We start from the raw sequence: 18,773 nt of genomic DNA, 5'->3' as shown, positions 1-18,773 counted from the left end.
TGACGCTGAAGACCCCGACCCGGCACACGGCCGTCGCGCCGCCCCCCTCCCCCGCACCCCGCAGATCACCGGCGGGCCGCCGCCGCGCGCTGCGCGAGCACATGACGGCGTACGGGTTCCTGAGCGCGGCCGTGGTGATCTTCGCGCTGTTCTCGTGGTGGCCGATCGTCCGCAACGTCCTCCTCGGCTTCCAGGACGTCAACTTCGCCACCGGCAACACCTGGAACGGCACCAGCAACTTCGAGAAGCTCTTCAACGACCCGCTGTTCCTCACCGCCTGGCGGAACACCGGCCTGTTCACCCTGTACGCGCTGGTCCTCGGCTTCGCCGTGCCGTTCCTGACCGCGGTGCTCCTCAACGAGTTCCGGCACGCTCGGGCGTACTTCCGGGTCCTCGTCTATCTGCCGGTCATGCTGCCGCCGGTGGTCGTGGCGCTGATGTGGAAGTGGTTCTACGACCCGGGCCCCGGCCTCTTCAACGAGATCCTCCGCACGCTGCACCTGCCGACGTCGGCATGGCTCGACTCGTCGTCCACCTCGCTGATCTCCCTGGTCATCGTCTCCACCTGGGCCAACATGGGCACCACCACCCTCATCTACCTCGCCGCGCTCCAGACCATCCCCGGCGAGCTGTACGAGGCGGCGGAGCTGGACGGCGCGGGTGTGTGGCAGCGCCTGCGGCACGTCACGATCCCGCAGACCCGGTTCGTGCTGCTCGTCCTGCTGCTGCTCCAGATCGTCGCGACGATGCAGGTGTTCACCGAGCCGTACGTGATGACGGGCGGCGGCCCCGAGGACTCGACGGTGACCGTGATGTTCCTCGTCTACCGGTACGCCTTCGTCTACAACGACTTCGGCACCGCCAGCGCACTGAGCCTGCTGCTCCTGATCGCCCTGGGCGCCTTCTCCGCCCTCTATCTGCGGGTCACCCGCGCCGCCAAGGAGTGAGTGATGTCCGCCTCGACGCGCACCCTCGTGCGCCCCGCCGTCCTGAAGACACGTAAGGGACGACTGATCTACTGGTCGGTCCTCACCCTCTCGCTCGTCCTGTTCACGGTGGCGTTCATCGTGCCCCTGTACTGGGCGGCGACCGGCGCCATGAAGTCGTCCACGGAGCTGGCGCAGAACCCGCCCACGTACGTCCCCGAGAGCTGGCACCCCGAGAACTACACGAAGGCGTGGCGGGAGATGGACCTCTCCCGGTACTTCCTCAACACGGTCGTCCTGGCAGGCGGGGCGTGGCTGGTGCAGCTGGCGGTGCAGATCCCCGCCGCCTACGCGCTGTCGAAGCTGCGCCCGCGGTTCGGGAACGTGGTGCTCGGCCTGATGCTCGTGACGCTGATGATGCCCGCCACCGCGCTCCTCGTGCCGGTCTACCTCACCGTCGTGGACGTCCCGATCTTCAACCGCAACCTGATCAACAGCCCCAGCGCGGTGTGGCTGCCCGCGGCCGCCAACGCGTTCAACATCTACATCCTGAAGAACTTCTTCGACCGGATCCCCGACGAGCTCCTCGACGCGGCGAAGGTCGACGGCGCCGGGCCGGTGACGACCATGTGGCGCGTGGTGCTGCCGCTGGCCCGGCCGATCATCGCCGTGGTCTCCATCCTCTCCATCGTCACGGCGTGGAAGGACTTCCTCTGGCCGCTGCTCGTGCTGCCCGACCCGGCCCGGCAACCGCTGAGCGTGTTCCTCCAGCGCGTCGCCCAGGACACCCCGCTCAACAGCCTGGTGGCCGGGCTCGTCATGGCCTCGCTGCCGCTGGTCGCGCTCTTCCTCGTCTTCCAGCGCCACATCATCGCCGGGCTCGGCGCCGGCGGCCTCAAGGGCTGAGCTCTCCGGAGCAGCTCTCCGCGGCACGTCTTCGCAGCACGTCTTCGGAGCACGTACGAAAGGACTCCCCTTGCCCAGCACGGAGTGGTGGCACAGCGCTGCCATCTATCAGGTGTACGTCCGTTCCTTCGCGGACGGGAACGGCGACGGCACGGGCGACCTGGCCGGTGTCCGGGCCCGTCTGCCCTATCTGGCCGACCTGGGCGTGGACGCCCTGTGGTTCACCCCGTGGTACCTGTCGCCGCTCGCCGACGGAGGCTACGACGTCGCGGACTACCGCACCATCGACCCGGCGTTCGGCAGCCTCGGCGAGGCCGAGAAGCTGATCGCCGAGGCCGGGGAACTGGGCCTGCGCTGCATCGTCGACGTCGTGCCGAACCACGTGTCCGACCAGCACGAATGGTTCAAGGCCGCGCTGGCGGCGGGGCCGGGATCACCGGAACGGGAGCTGTTCCACTTCCGGCCGCACTCGCCGGAACCGCCCAACGACTGGGTGGGCGAGTTCGGCGGGGTGCCGTGGTCCCGCACGGACGACGGCGAGTGGTACCTCCACCTGTTCGCGCCCGAGCAGCCCGACCTCAACTGGGCCCACCCGAAGGTCCGGCAGGAACACGAGGACGTGCTGCGCTTCTGGTTCGAGCGCGGCGCGGCGGGCGTACGCATCGATTCGGCGGCGCTCCTCGCCAAGGCGGACGGCCTGCCCTCCATGGCCCAGGACCGCCCCCACCCCTTCCACGACCAGCCCGAACTGCACGACATCTACCGTTCCTGGCGGCGGATCGCCGACGAGTACGGCGCCGCGCTGATCGGCGAGATCTGGCTGCCGGACGCCGAGCGCTTCGCCCGCTACCTGCGCCCCGACGAGCTGCACACCGCGTTCAACTTCGACTTCCTGTCCCGGCCGTGGGACCAGGCGCAGCTGTGGGAGTCGATCGACCTCACCCTGACCACGCACGCCCCGGTCGGCGCGCCCGCCACCTGGGTCCTCGCCAACCACGACGTGACGCGCACGGTCACCCGGTACGGGCGGGCCGACGACACCGGTTTCGCCTTCGAACGCAAACGGTTCGGCGTCCCCACCGACCTGGCCTTGGGCACGCGCAGGGCGAGGGCCGCGGCCCTCCTCACCCTGGCACTCCCCGGCTCGCTCTACCTCTACCAGGGCGAGGAGCTCGGACTCCCGGAGGCGGACATCCCGAGGGACCGCATCCAGGACCCGATGCACGCCCGGTCGGGCGGCGTCGACCCGGGCAGGGACGGCTGCCGGGTGCCGCTGCCCTGGGACGGCACCCCGGAGCGGAGCTGGCTGCCGGTGCCGAGGGACTGGTCCGCGTACGCGGCCGACCTCCAGGCCCACGATCCGGGCTCGATGCTCTCCCTGTACCGGACGGCGCTGCGGCTGCGGCGCTCCTTCGCCGACGCGGGACCACTGCGCCGACTGCGCACCGACGAGCCTGGCGTGCTGTCCTTCGCGCGCACCTTGGAGCGGGACGGCGCCGCACTGATCTGCCTGGTCAACTTCGGCCCCGACGACGCGGCGCTGCCCGCGGGCAGCGAACTCCTCCTTGCCAGCGGCCCCTTGTCCCCACGGGGGCGGTTGCCGCAGGACACCGCGGTCTGGCTGCGGGCCTGAGCGACCGTCGTTTGTCGGCCGGGCGGGGGTTCGGGGAGCATGGCGGGAGGGCAGCGAGACCGCTTCCCTCCCGCCCTGAGCCACACGGAGTTCGGCAGTGCTTTTCGACGTCACCCGCGACGCGGTCACCGGCATCTTCGGCGAGGACCGGCTCGCGACGCTGCCCGCGTCCGCGTTTCCCGCCTCCGCCGCGGACACGCGGGGCGCCCGCCTCCTGCGGGCCGTCGGCGTTCCCACGGGGACGCTGTATCTGCGGGAGCCCGACGAGGAGTCCGGGCTGCTGCCGCTCGTAGGGGAGGTCGTCGACGTCGAGATCTTCGAGGGCATGGAGGGCATGGAGAGCACGGCGGACGAGGCGGGCGCCTGGCCCGTCATCGGTTGGCTGCTCAACGCGCACCTCGCCCTCGACCCCGTGTCCGGCAAGGTGTACGCCTTCGACCCCGACGAGGAGACCGCGCGGGAACTCCACGCGGACGTCTCCTCCCTCGTGCACGTCACTCTCCGGTTCCAGCGCCTGCTCGACGAGTTCACCTTCGACGACGAGGGCGACGACAGCGGCGGCGACGGCGGCAGCGAGGAGGCCGGTTTTGAGCGGTTGGATCGCGAGGTCGAGCGCATCCGTGCGGAGACGAGCCGCATCGACCCGCTCCCCTTCCAGGACGACGAAACCGTCTGGTGGGTGGTCGGCGACGAGATCGCCGAGGGCCAACGCTTCACGGACGACAGCCCGGCGGGGCGCTCGCTGTACGGGTGACCGTCGGCCAGTACGGCCGGTTTGCGTAGCCGGTTGCGTAGTTCTACGGATGCCGGGGCCGACCCTGTCCTGAAAGGCTGGCCGAGGATGTACCCGCATCCGACCCGGATCGTCCGAACTAGGAACGCACATGGGCCCGCAGGGCGCGACCAGGAACCTTCATGCCCACGCGGAAGCACTCACCGACGAGGCCGCCGCCACCGGTGACCGCCCGACGCTCGTGGCGGCGCTGACCCACCTCGTCCACTCGTACAGCTTCGGCGGCGAGAGCACGCGGACGTCCGTACCGTTCCTGCGCCTGCTGCGCATGTACGACGAGGACCCGGCGGACTTCGGCGAGGACGACGTCCACCGTCTGCACTGGATGTTCAAGTGGGTGGTGGCCGACGCCCGGCAGCAGCCCGACGTCCCGCTCCCCGAGGTCGAGGGGTGGCTGGCCCGAATGCGACGCGGCTACCGCACAGCGGGATACTCCCAACGCGCCGTGCACGGAGCCGAGTTCAGGCTCGCCCGGCACGTGGGCGACGCGGCTCGCGCCGCCCGCGCGTACGCCGCGTGGACGGCGGCCGCGCGGGACGCCATGGCCGACTGCCTGGCCTGCGAGTACGCGACGGAGGGGCTGCGTCAGCTGGACCTGGGCGACGACCGGGCGGCCCTCGACGGGTGGGAGCCCGTCCTGAGCGGCACCCACGGCTGCCACCGCGAGCCGCACGAGACCTTCGCCCGTTCGCTGCTCCCTCTGGTCCGCACCGGCCGCACGGACCAGGCCCGCGCCCACCACCTGCGCGGCTACCGGCTGGTCCGCTCCGACGAGGCGTGCGGCCCCGCCATCGGGCTGCACGTCGAGTTCTGCGCACTCACGGGCAACGAACCGCACGGCCTGCGGATCCTCGCCGAGCAGGACCGGCGCTGGACCGAGACGGGCGACCCGCTCGACCACCTGGAGTGGCTGGTCGGCGCGGCGCTGCTGATGCGCCGCGCGGTGGAGACGGGCCACGGGGAGCGTCCGGTGCCGGGACCGCCGGGCGGCACGTGGACCGCGGCGGCACTCCTCGACCACGCCCGGGAGTCGGCCCTCGACCTGGCGGCCCGCTTCGACCGTCGCAACGGTACGACGGCTGTCTCGGACCGCGCACGGGCCCGCATGGCCGCGGCCCCGCTGATGGCGGAACTCCCCTTGGGCGGCACACGGCCACCCTCCCCCACACCCCGCCCCCACGTACCCGTCCCCGACCCCGGCCCCGACCTCGCCCCCGACTCCTCGTCGTCCCCGCTGGACCGGGCCCGCCTGTGCCTGGCACTCGCGCAGTCCCTGACGCCCTCCGACGACGGGTCCGGTCCCCGGGCGGAACGCCTCCTCACCGACGCCGCGTACTTCGCGGGGCTCCCCGGGGGAAGCCCGCACGTCAGCGCGCTGGCCCGACTGCGGCTCGGCGGGCTGCACTGCGAGGCGGGCCGCCACGAGGAGGCCGCCGCGGTCCTGGAGTCCGTACTGCCCGACCTCAAGGACTACATCCACAGCGCGGACGATCGCACCCGGGCCCACACCTGGCTGGCCCGAAGCTACCTCCACACGCATCAACCGGCCCTGGCAGCAGCGGAGTTCAAGCACGCGGCGGAAACCGCCCGCGACTCGCCCGACGCCCGGCACGAGGAAGCATCCCTCACCCAGCGGGCGGCGCAGGCGCTGAGCCTGGCCGGACAACCGGCGGAGGCCGCACGGACCTACGAGCGGGCCGAAGACCTGTGGCGCGCGCTCGGCGAACACGGCGCCCTGGTCCGCGCACTGCGGGCCCGCGCCTGGGAGACCCTCACCGCACACGGACTCGCCGCGGCCGACACGGTCATGACGGAGGCCCTCGACACGAACCGGCACCACGCCGAGGAGACGGAACAGGACCCGGAACGCACGGAGCTCTACGTGGAACTGGGCCGCACACACGTCCAGTTGGCCCGCCTGGCAATGGAACACGCCGACGGCCCGCCACTGGTCGAGCGGGGAACCCACGAGCAGTACGCGGCCAACGTACGCGCCTTTGAAAGGGCCCTGGGACACGCGGAACAGGCGATAGAGACCCTGCGCGCGTGCGGCGGCCCGGCCCTCGCGGACCTGCACCCCACGGAACTCCTGGCCGCACGCCTGGTGTTCGTACTGGGCCGCCACGAGTCGGCCGCGACCCGAGCCCGCGGCCTGGCGGCAGCGGTACGCGAACGGCCGGACCCGGACGGCACGTTGGCGCCCCTGGCAGCGGAGTGCGACCTACTGGCCGGGGCGGGCCCTACTCGTCCGCAGCCTGAGGCGGTCCCGCCGCGCACCGCGTCACCAGCGACGCCAGGGCCGCACGCGAGGTGACGCCCGTCTTGCGGTACACCCGGCCGACATGACTCTCGACCGTGCGCGTACTGAGACACAGCCGATCGGCGACGGCCTGGTTCGTGAGCCCCTCGGCGACCAGCGCGGCGATCTCACGCTCGCGCGGCGTCAGGGCCGCGAACGGGCCGGACGGCAGCGGCGGGACGTCGGCGGCGGGCGGGCCCGGCAGTACCGGCGCCGTCGGGTCGGGGCCGGGGCCGGGGACCGACGGAGGTGAGGCGGTGGCCGCGTCCGCACCCGCGGACCCCCGGCCCGCCCTCTCCCTCGCCGCCCGCTCCCCTTCCGCCCGCCCCCGCGCCGCCATGTCAAGGAGCAGGCGGGCGCCGCCCTCCTCGGCGAGGCGGAGGCCGCGCCGGGACATGGTGGCGGCTCGGGCGGTGTCGCCCGTGGCGGCCGCGAAGGGGGCGCCGAGCAGAAGGCTCTGGGCTTCCCGCAGGACCGCACCGGCCCGCGCGCACTCGTGCGCCGACTCCGTGAACGCCCGTGCGGCGACACCGAGTTCACCCCGCCGGGCCGCGACCAGGCCGACGGCGCGCAGTGCCGCGCCCCGCTGGACGGGCAGTCCGAGGCGGTCCGCCAGCGTGAGCGCGCGGGACGCCCAGCGTTCCGCGTCCGCCACGTCCCCGGTGGCCAGCGACGCGGTGACGAGCAGCTCGAAGAAGTTGGGCCGCATCGACGGCTGTACCCGCGACAGGTCACTGTCACCGCCCGCGGCCAGCAGGACGTCCCGCACCCGGTACGGGTCACCCGCGCCCAGCGCGGCGTACGCGAGCAGGCACCGGGACACGGTCGCCCACCAGCCGTCCACCGCTCCCACCGTCGCGGCCGCCTCCTCGGCCGCGGCCAGCACCTCCGGGTCACCGGCCGGACGCACCTGCATGAGGATGAGGGCACGGATGGCCCGGCTGATCCCGAGGAGTTCGGCGCCGCCCAGCGCTTCGGCGACCGCGACGGACTCGTCGGCCCACTCCAGCGCTTCGGACAGGCGTCCCGTGGTGAGGCGGGCGTACGCGCCGGTGAGGAGCAGTTGGGCCAGTGCGAAGGGGCGGCCGGTGCGCCGGGCGATGTCGACGCCGCGTTCGGAGTGGCGCCGCGCGGCGGCGCAGTCGTCGAGGAAGACCTCGCTCCAGGCCAGGCGCACCAGCGACTCGCACTGCCCGGCGAGGTCGGCGTCGGTCGTGACGTCGGTGAGCGCGGCGGCCTCGGCGGCGTACTCGCGTGCCGTCGCGGTCTCCCCCTCGTACACCTCCCCGAGCGCCGCCAGCGTGAGGGCCTCCGCGGCGCCGAGTTCGTCGCCGCGGAGCCGGGCGTCGGCCAGGGCTCCGGCCACCTCGTCACGCACTTCGGGGTAGCGCGTGGCGAACAGGGCGCGGTTGCCCCACTCGACGACCAGGCCGGTGCGCTGGGCGGGCGGCGGCCCGGGGCGCCGGTCGAGCTCGCGGCGGAGCAGGGCGCCGGCCGCCGCGTACCGCCCGAGGGTGCGCTCCATGAAGGCGCACTGCACGACGGCGGACGTCCGCAGCGCGTCGCCCGCCTCCGGCCCCTCGGGGGCGGGACGGTGCGTGGCGATGAGCCGGTGGAGGAGGTCCCTGCTCTCCTTGACGGCACCGGTCATGCCGAGCGCCGTGGCCCTCTTGAGCATCAACTCGGAGCGTGTGGCGTGGTGTTCCGCGGTGTCGGGCAGGACGCGCAGGACGACGTCGAGGAGCCGCGCGCTGACGGCGGGGGCCGTGGCGACGGCCTGCTCCGCGGCTTCCGTCAGGGTCGCGGCCGCCTTGGGGTCCCAGCGGGAGAGGGACTCCTCCACGTGGTGGGCGCGGTCGGCGAGCGGCGCTCCGGTCCTGGTGAGTTCGACGGCGGCCGCGCGGTGCAGCTCGAGGCGGCGCCAGGGGTCGACGGCCTCGCGTATCCAGGCACGCAGGAGCGGGTGGCGAGGGGCGAGGCAGCGGGCGCGACGGTCCGGCCTGAGCAGGTCACGGTCCACCAACTCCCGCATCGCGCGAATGAGTTCGTACCGGTCGGCCCCCGTCACGGCGGCGATCCGGTCCGTGTTCGCGTGCTCGCCGAGCACCGCGACGGCGTCCATGGCGGCGCGCTCCAACGGGGACAGTGCGGCGAGTTCGTCGAGGAACGCGGCCGAGTGGTCGCCGTGGAGGAGAGCGAGGAAGTACAGCGGACTCCCCTCGCTCGCCTCGTACATCTCCGCGGCCCGCTCCCGCGGCACTCCGGCGGCGAGCCCGTCGATCAGTTCGTCTCCTGCCAACGGGCCGAGGGCGGACCGCAGTACGACTCCGGAGTCGAGCCCACGCGTGAGGGCGGCGGACAGCGCGGAGGGGGACTGCCGTTCGCGCCGGGCGACGGCCAGCAGGAAGGGGGCGCGCACGGGATGGCGTACGAGATGGTCGACGAGCTCGACGGTCGCCTCGTCCGCCCAGTGCAGATCGTCGAGGACGACGACGAGACCGTGCCCGCCGACACCGCCGAGCGCGGCGGCGGTGACCCGGCACAGATCGAACAGATCCGCGCCCGAAACCACACCCGATGCCGCACCCGGGGCCGCCGCACCCGAAGACGCCTCACCGTCCTCCCCCCGCACGACCGCGGGCAGCCCGCCCAGCGAGGGGAACGCGCGGCGTGCGCGCGGGTCGAGTTCGGTGAAGGCATCCGTGAACGGCCGCAACGGACGCCCCCTGGCCCGCTCCGTCCCCCTCCCCCGCAGCACGGTCATGCCCCGTGCCCGGGCCAGCGCCGCGAACTCCGTCAGCAGCCTGCTCTTGCCGATCCCCGGATCCCCGACCACGTCGACGACGCCGCCCGCCCCCGCGTCACCGAGGAGCGCTTCGAGGCGGCCCAGCTCCACGCCCCTGCCCACGAACGGCACCCGCCCCGCAGGCCCCGCCGAGCCTCCGACCATCTCCACCACGGCCCACGCCCCCTCACGGAGGCGCGCGACCCCCTCGGTGACGTTGTACCGCACCCGCCCCGTGCGCGACGCGGGCCGGGATCTCAGTTCGTGCACAAGATATGAAGAAATATAACGGTAGTATCACGGACCGAAAGCGCTGGCCATGGGGTGTACTCCATGTCATCGGGCCCCTGGGCGGCCGTTACCCTGACCCCCGTCAGTAGTGCACCAAGAAGGGGTGGATCCGGTGGCGGACATCGAGGAAGCGCGCAAGACGTTCGAGCAGTTCGACGCGGACGGCGACGGCTTCATCACGGCGGCGGAGTGGAAGAGCGCCATGGCCAGGATGGGCGACTTCTACCAGACCGAGGCGGTGGCCGAGGCCGTGATCGGCGCGAAGGACACCAACGCGGACAAGCGTCTGTCCTTCGACGAGTTCTGGGCGAGCCTGAACAAGTAGTCGCCGAGTCGGCGCGACCCGACGCGACGGAAGAGCCCGGCACACCAGGTGCGCCGGGCCCTTCTTCCGTTATGCCAGCTCGGCGACGATCAGTTTCGTGGCGTCCGCGATGAAGGCGTTCACGGGTGGGGTGTCGCGGCCTGGGCGGTCCGTCATGACGGCAAGTACGAGGGGGTCCGCGTCCGGGTCCCGCGGCCGGACCACCGCGATGTCGTTCGCCCTGCCCCAGTCGCCCGTGCCGGTCTTGTCCGCGACCCGCCACCCCTCGGGCCGTCGCCGCCGACTACCGCGGGTGACGCGCTTGTCGAGGCGGCCGAGCGGGTGGTGGTGCAGGACGGCCGCCGCGGTGAGCGTCTTGAACGTGGAGCAGAACGCGAAGCGGTCGTCCGCACGGTGGGTCGGCGTGGCGCCGGTGCCGGTCGCGAACGCGTACACGCCGAGGCGACCGCCGTGCTCGCGCTCCAGCGCGGCGAAACGGGAGGCGAGGCGGGTGGGATCCGGTGCGGGGGCCGGGGGCGGGCTCGGGGTGGACTTCCGCGGCGCGGGGTGGTCGTCCGTGCCGCATCCGGCGAGCGGCAGCAGCGCCGCGGCCACCAGCAGGGCACGACGTGACGTCCCGGACCGGGCCAAGTTCATCTGCCGCTGTTCGCTTCCACTCGGGACGTCGCCACCCTGCGCACTCATTCCGCACCCGGCGGGAATACCCACGACGAACCGGAGGTTCCCTCCGTTACGACCTCGGCACCTCGCCGTCCGGCCTCTCGAAAGGCAGTCAGTCATGAAGATCGGCATCATCGGCGCGGGCAACATCGGCGGCAACCTCACCCGCCGTCTCACCGCCCTCGGCCACGACGTCTCCGTCGCCAACTCGCGCGGCCCGCACACCCTGACCGCCCTCGCCGAGGAGACCGGCGCGAAGCCCGTCACCGTCGACGAGGCCGCGAACGGCGCGCAGGTCGTCGTGGTGACCATCCCGCTCAAGGCCGTCCCCGACCTGCCCGCGGGCTTCCTCGACGGCGCGGCCGAGAACGTCGCCGTCATCGACACCGGCAACTACTACCCGCAGCAGCGCGACGGGCGGATCGCCGAGATCGAGGACGGCCTGACCGAGAGCCGCTGGACGGAGGGGCAGATCGGCCACCCCGTCATCAAGGCCTTCAACGGCACGTACGCCCAGGACATCCTCGACAAGCCCCTGCCGAAGGGCGCCCCCGGCCGGATCGCGCTGCCGGTCTCCGGCGACGACGAGATCGCCAAGAAGACCGTGCGCGACCTCATCGACGAGATCGGCTTCGACACCGTGGACAACGGAGGCCAGGACGACTCCTGGCGTCAGCAGCCCGGAACTCCCGTGTACGGCAACGTCGGTGGGACCGACGAGATCCGCGAGGCGCTGGACGCGGCGTCCCCGGAGCGTCAGGCGGAGTGGCGCGCCTGACCGACGCGCCCTCCTGGACCAGCACTCAGGGCGTGGCCCACTCCCGCAGCGCGTCCTCGCTCGCGAAGTCGGCCACGTTCTTGTCCAGCGGTGTCGACGTGTGCTGGTGGATCTTCCACTTCGCCTGGATGCGGGGCTTGCCCGCGCGGACGTAGTCGGCGATCCACAGCCCGTCGCCCGCGTAGGAAGTACTGTCGTGGTTCAACCAGAAATCGCGGTTGCAGTAGAGGAGGACCCGGTGGTCGGGCCGCAGCCGCTTCACCTCCCGGATGAAGCGGTCCTTCTCACCGTTGCTCGCTCGCGTGTGGTCCCCCGTCCACTCCCAGTCCGCCGCCAGCAAGTCCCCCGCTTTCTCGGGCGCCTTGCTCACGAAATACTCCGCCTGCGCCTTGATGTTGCCCGGCCACAGGAAGTGGTAGTAGCCGACCACGCAGCCTGCGTCACGGGCGCGCTTCGTCTGGGCGGACAGTTTCGGGTTGGTGTACGAACGGCCCTCCGTCGCCTTTATGAAGACGAAGGAAAGGCCGTCCGTGTCGAAGGTGGTCTGGTGGGAGCTGACGTCGATGCCACGGATCACGGGCGCCTCCAGAGTGGGCGCTAGGCGTACCTGAACTGCCCGTTTGGTGCCCGCTGTCGACTACCGTCAACCGTCAACCATCAACTGTTCAACGGAAGATCCCGGTGTGGCCGAGCGAGTAGCGGCCCGGCTGCGGGTACACCGCGAGGCCGTGCGGCCCTTCGCCGACCGGGATGCGGGCCAGCTGCACTCCGGTTCTGGTGTCGATGGCGTACACCTCGGAGTCGTAACGCCCGGACAGCCAGAGGGTGTTGCCGTCCGCAGAGACGCCTCCCATGTCGGGGCTGCCGCCGTCCGGGAGCTTCCACTTCTTGGTGAGTTCGTTCCTCGGGAAGTCGAAGACCGAGATGGTTCCCTCGCCCCGGTTGGAGATGTACATCTCCTTGGAGTCGCGGCTGACGTACAGCCCGTGGCAGCCCTTGCCCGTCCGCATCAGCTTCGGCTTCGTGAACTTGTCGCCGTCCAGGACCCACATGCCGTGCGCCATCATGTCGGCGATGTAGAACGTCTTGCCGTCGGGCGACATCTTCACGTCCTGCGGCATGGCGCCCTTGAAGGGGATCTTCTGCTGGCCGACGACCTCCATCTTCTCCGTGTCGACCTTGAGGAGTTCGCCGGAGAACTCGCAGGACACGATGAAGTAGCGGCCGTCCATGGAGAAGTCGGCGTGGTTGACTCCGGCGCAGGTGACGGGGACGGTCTTGTCGCGGTTCATGGTCTTCGGGTCGCGGAAGACGAGTTCGCGGTCCATGGAGGCCATCACGATGGCGTGCTTGCCGTTCGGCGTGAAGTAGAGGTTGTACGGGTCGGAGACCTCGACCGTTCGGCCCGTCTTGCCGGTGACCGGGTTGATGGCGGTGAGGCTGTCGCCGAGGTCGTTGTTGACCCAGAGCGTCTTCATGTCCCAGGAGGGCACGACGTGCTGCGGCTGGTTGCCGACCTTGATGGTCTCGATGACCTCGAACTTCTTGGGGTCGATGACCGACACCGTGTTGGACTCGGTGTTGGGGACGTAGACGCGCTGCAGGAACTTCTTCGCCACCGGCTGGAGTGCGTTGGGGCGGTCGGCGGCGTACGCGTCCTTGGGGTCGAGCACGGGCGGCATGCCGGGCAGCCCGGGTGCCGCCTTCGGCTCGGCGGGCTTGCGGACGCCTTCGGTGCCGAGCGCTTCGGCGTCGCCCTTGCCGGCGCCGCAGCCCGCGAGGGCGGCGAGGACGGCACCGGCGGCGAGCACGGCCGCGGTGCGCTTGGTGGCGCTGAGCGTCTCGTTCGGTTTCAGGTGCATCAGGTCAGCAGCTCCGTGGTCGTGACCGCGCGCAGGCCGCGGCGTTCCAGTTCTTCCAGGACGGCGGGCAGGGCGACGACCGTGTCCGCGTACCCGAAGTGCAGGCTCACGACGGATCCCTCGCGGATCTCGCCCGCGACGGCGCGGGTCACGGCGGGGGCGCCCGGTGACGTGAAGTCGAGGGAGTCGACGTCGTACGAGAGGACGTGCGGGTAGCCCGCGCGGTGGGCGAGCCGTTCGACGAGGGGGGTCGCCGTCCGGGCGCGCGAGGGGCGGAACCAGGTGCCGATGGAGCCGGTGAGGCGGCGCAGGCGGTCCGCGCAGCCGGTGATCTCGGCGTAGGCGTCGGCCTCGGACATCGCGTTGATGTCGAGGTGGTGGTGGGTGTGGTTGCCCAGGTCGTGGCCGCCGTCGAGGATGCGGCGCGCCAGGTCGGGGTGTGCGTCGAGCCAGCTGCCGACGGCGAGCACGGTGATTCTCGCGTCGGCCTTCTCCGCCTGGGCGAGCAGCGCTTTCGCGATGGCCGGGTCGCCCTGGCCGTGGAAGGTGAGGGCGACCCGGGGGCGGGTGCGGGGGCCGTGGCTGATCTGGGCGGGGAGGCCGGGGAGGCGGCGGGGGGCGGGGGCGGCGGCCGCGGCGGGTCCGGCCGGGCGGGGGGTCGTGGGCGCGGGCGTGCGGTCGCGTGCGGGGGTGGCGGGGCCGGTCGCGGCGCACCCGGTGGTGAGCGCGCCCGCGGCGACCAGGCCGACGCCCGCGCGCAGGGCTCTGCGGCGGTCGGTCTCGATCACCGGACCATTTAATGGGAAAAATATGGGAAAGATGCCGATTGCCCGCTTCGCAGCGTTGCGGGAGTGTTACGGGTCGGAGTCCCGGGCCCCGGGGCGGGCCGCCGTCCCCTGCTTATCGCCTGTCACGGCCTCCGCTTAACCAGCGTTTACCAGGCAGGTGTCCCATCTCACCAAGGATTCACCTCTAAACTGTGATGGTTTGCCCGTATATAAGCACCTTTGGACTTTTGGATCAGTGGCGGCCGTCTGCCATAGTCGGAGACACGACCCCCATTGACCCGGGCTCAGGTCGTCTCGGCGGCCGTGGATCACACCCCAATATTCACGCCGCTTCACGAAGGCCCCCTCGCGCCGACCACGGCAGCCGGGGGCTTTCGCGTATCAGCGGTCGGCGGCCCGCATCTCGAACCACGTCGTCTTGCCGCGCGGCAGCAGGTCCACGCCCCACCGGTCGGAGAGCTTGTCGACGAGGAACAGGCCGCGGCCGCTCAGGTCCATCTCGTGGACCGGCAGCAGACAGGGCAGCCCGCGCGACGGATCGCGGACCTCCACCCGGATCCAGCCGCGCCGCCGCTGCATGCGCAGGCCGAAGACGCGGGCGCCGGTGTGCCGCACGGCGTTCCCGACGAGTTCCGAGACGAGGAGGACGACGTCCTCGGTGAGTTTCGGGGAGAGTCCCCAGTGGCGCAGGACCACGACCTGGGCGAGGCGGCGCGCGATGGCGGCGGACTCCGGGCGCGACGGCAGCGGGACCTCCGCGTCCGTGGGATTACCGAACAACTCGAGCGCTTTCAGCGCGTGTTCGTCCTCAACCGCCGGCGACCAGCGCGCCGCGGTCGCACTGCCGTGCCGCCGCGGCCGTTCGTCACCCTCCAGCCCCGCCATGACCCCATCATGGCCGCCCAGAGCGCCCTTCGTGGCCGTTCCGGCGGAATAAGCCCCCCGGAACCATCCATTCCGGGGGGCCGGTTTGACATATGCCAGTGGCAGTAAAGAGCCTCTGCGGCAGGCGTGACCTGCGATGACTTCCCGCTTACGCATGATCACTTACAGCGTTTCGTCAACCTGACTCAAGGCTCTGTTCAGTCGTCCATAATCCGCCCCATCGGGGGACCCCGCTACTGACGCCCATCCAACTTGGCGCATACACCGTTCAGTTCAGACGAACTTGGCCTTGCCCGGACCCTCCTCGACGAAGCTCCGCATGCCCCGCTCGCGGTCCTCGGTCGCGAACAGGCCTGCGAACCACGTGCGTTCGATGGCCAGGCCCGTGTCGATGTCCGTCTCCAGACCCGCGTCGATCGACTCCTTGGCGGCGCGCAGCGCGATGGCCGGTCCCCGCGCGAGCCGCGCGGCCCACGCGTGCGCCTGCTCGTACACCTCGGCGGCGGGCACGACGCGGTCCACCAGACCCATCGTGAGCGCCTCGTCCGCCTTCACGTGGCGGCCGGTGAAGATGAGGTCCTTGGCCTTGGACGGGCCGACGAGCCGGGCCAGGCGCTGGGTGCCGCCCGCGCCGGGGATGACGCCGAGCAGGATCTCGGGCTGGCCCAGCTTGGCGTTGTCCGCGGCGATGCGGAAGTCGGCGCAGAGGGCGAGCTCGCAGCCGCCGCCCAGCGCGTAGCCGGTGACGGCGGCGACGACGGGCTTGGGGATGCGGGCGACGGCGGTGAAGGACTCCTGCAGCGCCCCGGAGCGTACGACCATGGCCGCGTGGTCCATGGCCTGCATCTCCTTGATGTCCGCGCCGGCCGCGAACACCTTCTCGCCGCCGTAGATCACCACGGCGCGCACGTCGTCGCGGCGCGCCGCCTCTTCGGCGAGCTCCTTGAGGCGGTCCTGGGTGGCGATGTCCAGGGCGTTCATCGGGGGACGGTCGAGCCGGATCGTGCCGACGCCTTCGGCGACTTCGAGGGTTGCAGTCATGGCAGCAGGTTAACGGGGACTAACGGACCGGGCCCGGTGCACTTGGTCACAGTGCGCCGGGCCCGGCAGGGAAGTGGACGCGATTACGCCTTCCACTCCTCCCACGACATGTTCCAGCCGTTGAGGCCGTTGTCCGGCTGGATCTTCTTGTCCGCGGAGTTCTTCACCACGACGACGTCGCCGATGAGCGAGTTGTCGAAGAACCATCCGGCGGGCGTCTTCTTGCTGTAACCGCCGCGCACGTCGCTCAGGCCTATGCAGCCGTGGCTGGCGTTGGTGTTGCCGAAGGCGCCGCCCGACCAGTAGTTGCCGTGGAGGAACGTGCCGGAGGTGGACAGGCGCATCGCGTGCGGGACGTCCTTGATGTCGTACTCGCCGCCGAACCCGACGGTCTCGCCGTTCATCCGGGTCACCTGCAGCTTCTCGCTGATGACCATCTCGCCGTTGTACGTGGTGGTGCCGGGGGCGCCCGCCGTGATCGGGATCTTCTTGATCTGCTTGCCGTCGCGGACGACCTTCATGTGGTGCGTCTTGGCGTCGACGGTGGAGACCTGGCTGCGGCCGATGGTGAAGTTCAGCGTCTTGTTCTGCTTGCCGTAGACACCCGGGCGGCCCTCGACGCCGTCGAGGTTGAGCTTGACGGTGACCTTCGTGCCGGCCTTCCAGTACTTCTCCGGGCGGAAGTCGAGGCGGTCGTTGCCGAACCAGTGGCCCTCGACCGGCACGGACGGCTCGGTCTTGATCTGGATGGCCTTCTCGACCGCGTCCGGGTCGGTGATGCCGCGCGTGAAGTTGACCGAGAACGGCATTCCGACGCCGACCTTCGAGCCGTCCTCCGGATTGAACTGACCGATGAAGGTGTTCTTCGGGGTCAGTGTCGTGAAGGCGGTGTCCTTGGCGGACGCACGGCCCTCGGAGTCCTTGGCGACGGCGTGGACCTTGTACTTCGTGGCGGCCGCGAGATGGTGGGCCGGTGTCCAGCTGGTCCCGCCCGACGTGATCTTGCCGGGGACCGGATTGCCCTTCGTGTCCTGCACCTTGACCTCGGACAGCTTGCCCTTGGCGGCGGCTATCTTCAGGGCGCCGCTGGTGGCCACCGCGTCCGCGCCGTCCTTGGGGGCTATCGTGACGACCGCCGCCGAGGGGGCGTTCTTGTCCGCCTCGCCCTTGCCGTCACCGTCGCCCGAGTCCGAACCCCCGCCGCACGCCGCGACGAACAGCAGCGTCGCCCCGGACACCGCAGCCGTCAGAGTTCTTGCGCCCCGCCGTCGCGCGCGCCTGCGCGCGCCAACCGACGTCCCCGATATCGGTCGCCCGTTCACGATCTCGTCTCCCCTCGCACGGCCTGATCCAGGCCCGCACCCCATTGCACCTGCGCGTTTCGGACACGCGCAAGCGTTAGATAACCACACGGTTCCCGGCGAACAGTCCCCGCCAATGTCACCGTTCAGTTCCAACTGCCCCAGGGGTGCGGGCAGACCAAGATCACCTGGTGGTTCCGAGCCGGTCACCTGGCGATCACCCGGAGGATCAGGCGTTCTTCACCCAGTCCTTCCATTCCATGTTCCAGCCGCCGAGGCCGTTGTCAGGAGCGACTTTCTTGTCATTGCTGTTGATCACTTCGACGACGTCCCCGATGAGACTCCGGTCGAAGAACCAGCCCGCGGGCGTCCGTGAGCTGCCGCCCTTCACATCGCGCAGGCCCACACAGCCGTGGCTGACATTGGTGTTGCCAGGAGCGTCGGGCGACCAGTAGTTGCCGTGCAGGAAGGTGCCGGAGGTCGTGAGGCGGATGGCGTGCGGGACGTCGGGGATGTCGTACTCGCCGCCGAAGCCGACGGTGCGGCTGTTCATGCGGGTCACCTCGAGCATCTCCGACACCACCATCTTCCCGTTGTACGTGGTGGTCTTGGGGGCGCCCGCGGTGATCGGCACGGTGGAGAGCAGCTCGCCGTCCCTGCGTACCTCCATGGTGTGCTCGGCGGCGTCGACCAGGGACTGCTGGTCGCGGCCGACGGTGAAGGTGAAGCTCTTGTCCTGGAGGCCGTAGACGCCGGGGGCGGCCTGGACGTCGCGCAGGCGCAGGCCGACGGTGACCTTCGTGCCGGGCTTCCAGTACTTCTCCGGGCGGAAGTCCACGCGGCTCTTGCCGAACCAGTGCGGGCGGATGTCGACGTCCGGGTACGCGGTGACGTGGACGGCGCGCTGGACGGCCTCGCGGTTCTCGATCTCCCGGTTGAACTCCAGGGAGACGATCATACCGGTGCCGACGGTGGCGCGGTTCTCCGGTGCCACGTATCCGATGAAGCGCTCGTCGGGGACGTACGTGCGGAAGGTGGTGTGCCGGGCGGAGCGGCGGCCGTGGCCGTCCATGGCGACGGCGTCCACCTTGTACGTGGCGGCGAGCGCCAGCGGCCCCCGGTCGAGGGGGCGCCACGTCGTGCCGTCCTCGTCGATGCGGCCCGGTACGTCGAACTCCTGCGCGTCCTGCGTCCGGACGACCTTCACCGACTCCAGGCGGCCGTCGGGCACCTCCACCGCCAGGCGTTCGTCCGCCTTGACCCCCTTGCTGTCGTCGTCGGGTGACACCCGGATCGCGTCCGCCGGCGAGCGGGGCTTCCCCATCAGTCCCTCGACCCCGTCGGAGGAGCAGCCCGCCAGCAGCCCCGCCCATGTCAGTACCGCGGCCAGCGCGGCCCCTGCGCGCCGTGCGCGCCTCGCATCCTGTCTCACGTGGGTCCCAACGACCGTCCCCCTGCCGGGGAAACGTGAGTGCGACGCGTGCGGTGGGCAGAACCATG

16 protein-coding genes are annotated in these 18,773 nt (G+C 71.1%); 7 read left to right on the top strand and 9 right to left on the bottom strand.

Going from position 1 to position 18,773, the window contains the following annotated elements:
- Positions 1-5 precede the first annotated feature (5 nt).
- From NOO62_RS27950 to NOO62_RS27930, 5 genes are all read left to right on the top strand, one after another.
- The gene (locus NOO62_RS27950) at positions 6-947 is read left to right on the top strand and encodes a carbohydrate ABC transporter permease (RefSeq protein WP_414931021.1); all 942 of its coding nucleotides are present in this window, start codon (positions 6-8) and stop codon (positions 945-947) included.
- 3 nt (positions 948-950) lie between these two features.
- A complete protein-coding gene (locus NOO62_RS27945; protein WP_268773586.1) occupies positions 951-1,832 on the top strand; it encodes a carbohydrate ABC transporter permease in 882 nt (293 codons plus the stop codon).
- 70 nt (positions 1,833-1,902) lie between these two features.
- On the top strand, positions 1,903-3,465 hold the full coding sequence (locus NOO62_RS27940) for a glycoside hydrolase family 13 protein (RefSeq protein WP_268773585.1): 1,563 nt from the start codon (positions 1,903-1,905) through the stop codon (positions 3,463-3,465).
- Positions 3,466-3,562: 97 nt separating this feature from the next.
- Positions 3,563-4,219: an SUKH-4 family immunity protein gene (locus NOO62_RS27935; protein WP_268773584.1), complete on the top strand. Its 657-nt coding sequence runs from the start codon at positions 3,563-3,565 to the stop codon at positions 4,217-4,219.
- Positions 4,220-4,349: 130 nt separating this feature from the next.
- Entirely contained in the window at positions 4,350-6,572 is a 2,223-nt protein-coding gene (locus tag NOO62_RS27930; protein ID WP_268773583.1) for a tetratricopeptide repeat protein, read from the top strand.
- On the opposite strand, the gene NOO62_RS27925 is transcribed toward NOO62_RS27930, so the two are convergent.
- Complete coding sequence (locus tag NOO62_RS27925; protein WP_414931020.1) at positions 6,499-9,507, bottom strand: AAA family ATPase; 3,009 nt, start codon at positions 9,505-9,507, stop codon at positions 6,499-6,501. The two genes, NOO62_RS27930 and NOO62_RS27925, sit on opposite strands and share 74 nt — an antisense overlap.
- A 238-nt stretch (positions 9,508-9,745) precedes the next feature.
- Between NOO62_RS27925 and NOO62_RS27920 the strand changes: the two genes are divergently transcribed.
- Positions 9,746-9,958 carry an EF-hand domain-containing protein gene (locus NOO62_RS27920; RefSeq protein WP_268773580.1) on the top strand — a complete coding sequence of 71 codons (213 nt, stop codon included), beginning with the start codon at positions 9,746-9,748 and terminating at the stop codon, positions 9,956-9,958.
- A gap of 69 nt (positions 9,959-10,027) precedes the next feature.
- On the opposite strand, the gene NOO62_RS27915 is transcribed toward NOO62_RS27920, so the two are convergent.
- The gene (locus tag NOO62_RS27915) at positions 10,028-10,594 is read right to left on the bottom strand and encodes a serine hydrolase (protein WP_268773579.1); all 567 of its coding nucleotides are present in this window, start codon (positions 10,592-10,594) and stop codon (positions 10,028-10,030) included.
- Positions 10,595-10,736: 142 nt separating this feature from the next.
- Here NOO62_RS27915 and NOO62_RS27910 point away from each other — a divergent pair, with 142 nt between their 5' ends.
- Positions 10,737-11,396, top strand: a complete 660-nt coding sequence (locus tag NOO62_RS27910; protein WP_321170615.1) for an NADPH-dependent F420 reductase — start codon at positions 10,737-10,739, stop codon at positions 11,394-11,396.
- Between the two features lie 25 nt (positions 11,397-11,421).
- Here NOO62_RS27910 and NOO62_RS27905 read toward each other — a convergent pair whose 3' ends face one another.
- The 7 genes from NOO62_RS27905 to NOO62_RS27875 form a co-directional block, all read right to left on the bottom strand.
- Entirely contained in the window at positions 11,422-11,973 is a 552-nt protein-coding gene (locus NOO62_RS27905; protein WP_268773577.1) for a glycoside hydrolase family 25 protein, read from the bottom strand.
- An 88-nt stretch (positions 11,974-12,061) separates the two neighbouring features.
- Positions 12,062-13,258 (bottom strand): YncE family protein, encoded by a 1,197-nt coding sequence (locus NOO62_RS27900; protein WP_268773576.1) that lies wholly within the window; start codon positions 13,256-13,258, stop codon positions 12,062-12,064.
- A complete protein-coding gene (locus NOO62_RS27895) occupies positions 13,258-14,046 on the bottom strand; it encodes a polysaccharide deacetylase family protein (protein WP_268773575.1) in 789 nt (262 codons plus the stop codon). The genes NOO62_RS27900 and NOO62_RS27895 overlap by 1 nt, the downstream gene beginning before the upstream one ends.
- 381 nt (positions 14,047-14,427) lie before the next feature.
- Positions 14,428-14,931: an ATP-binding protein gene (locus tag NOO62_RS27890; protein WP_150186326.1), complete on the bottom strand. Its 504-nt coding sequence runs from the start codon at positions 14,929-14,931 to the stop codon at positions 14,428-14,430.
- Between the two features lie 273 nt (positions 14,932-15,204).
- Entirely contained in the window at positions 15,205-15,972 is a 768-nt protein-coding gene (locus NOO62_RS27885; protein ID WP_268773574.1) for an enoyl-CoA hydratase/isomerase family protein, read from the bottom strand.
- 83 nt (positions 15,973-16,055) lie between these two features.
- Complete coding sequence (locus NOO62_RS27880) at positions 16,056-17,294, bottom strand: L,D-transpeptidase (protein ID WP_268773573.1); 1,239 nt, start codon at positions 17,292-17,294, stop codon at positions 16,056-16,058.
- 208 nt (positions 17,295-17,502) lie between these two features.
- Positions 17,503-18,705, bottom strand: a complete 1,203-nt coding sequence (locus tag NOO62_RS27875; RefSeq protein WP_268773572.1) for a L,D-transpeptidase — start codon at positions 18,703-18,705, stop codon at positions 17,503-17,505.
- Positions 18,706-18,773 lie beyond the last annotated feature (68 nt).

Source organism: Streptomyces sp. Je 1-369, assembly GCF_026810505.1.
In the GTDB taxonomy this organism is placed as follows: domain Bacteria; phylum Actinomycetota; class Actinomycetes; order Streptomycetales; family Streptomycetaceae; genus Streptomyces.
Note: the sequence above shows the minus strand (reverse complement) of the source record. Positions and strands in the feature narration are given on the sequence as shown.

What these genes read in the sequence shown, in the direction of transcription:
- NOO62_RS27925 (WP_414931020.1), bottom strand. Translation starts at nt 9,507, where the DNA reads ATGGTCGGAGGCTCGGCGGGGCCTGCGGGGCGGGTGCCGTTCGTGGGC.
- NOO62_RS27885 (WP_268773574.1), bottom strand. Translation starts at nt 15,972, where the DNA reads ATGACTGCAACCCTCGAAGTCGCCGAAGGCGTCGGCACGATCCGGCTC.
- NOO62_RS27900 (WP_268773576.1), bottom strand. Translation starts at nt 13,258, where the DNA reads ATGCACCTGAAACCGAACGAGACGCTCAGCGCCACCAAGCGCACCGCG.
- NOO62_RS27910 (WP_321170615.1), top strand. Translation starts at nt 10,737, where the DNA reads ATGAAGATCGGCATCATCGGCGCGGGCAACATCGGCGGCAACCTCACC.
- NOO62_RS27945 (WP_268773586.1), top strand. Translation starts at nt 951, where the DNA reads ATGTCCGCCTCGACGCGCACCCTCGTGCGCCCCGCCGTCCTGAAGACA.
- NOO62_RS27890 (WP_150186326.1), bottom strand. Translation starts at nt 14,931, where the DNA reads ATGGCGGGGCTGGAGGGTGACGAACGGCCGCGGCGGCACGGCAGTGCG.
- NOO62_RS27930 (WP_268773583.1), top strand. Translation starts at nt 4,350, where the DNA reads ATGGGCCCGCAGGGCGCGACCAGGAACCTTCATGCCCACGCGGAAGCA.
- NOO62_RS27915 (WP_268773579.1), bottom strand. Translation starts at nt 10,594, where the DNA reads ATGAACTTGGCCCGGTCCGGGACGTCACGTCGTGCCCTGCTGGTGGCC.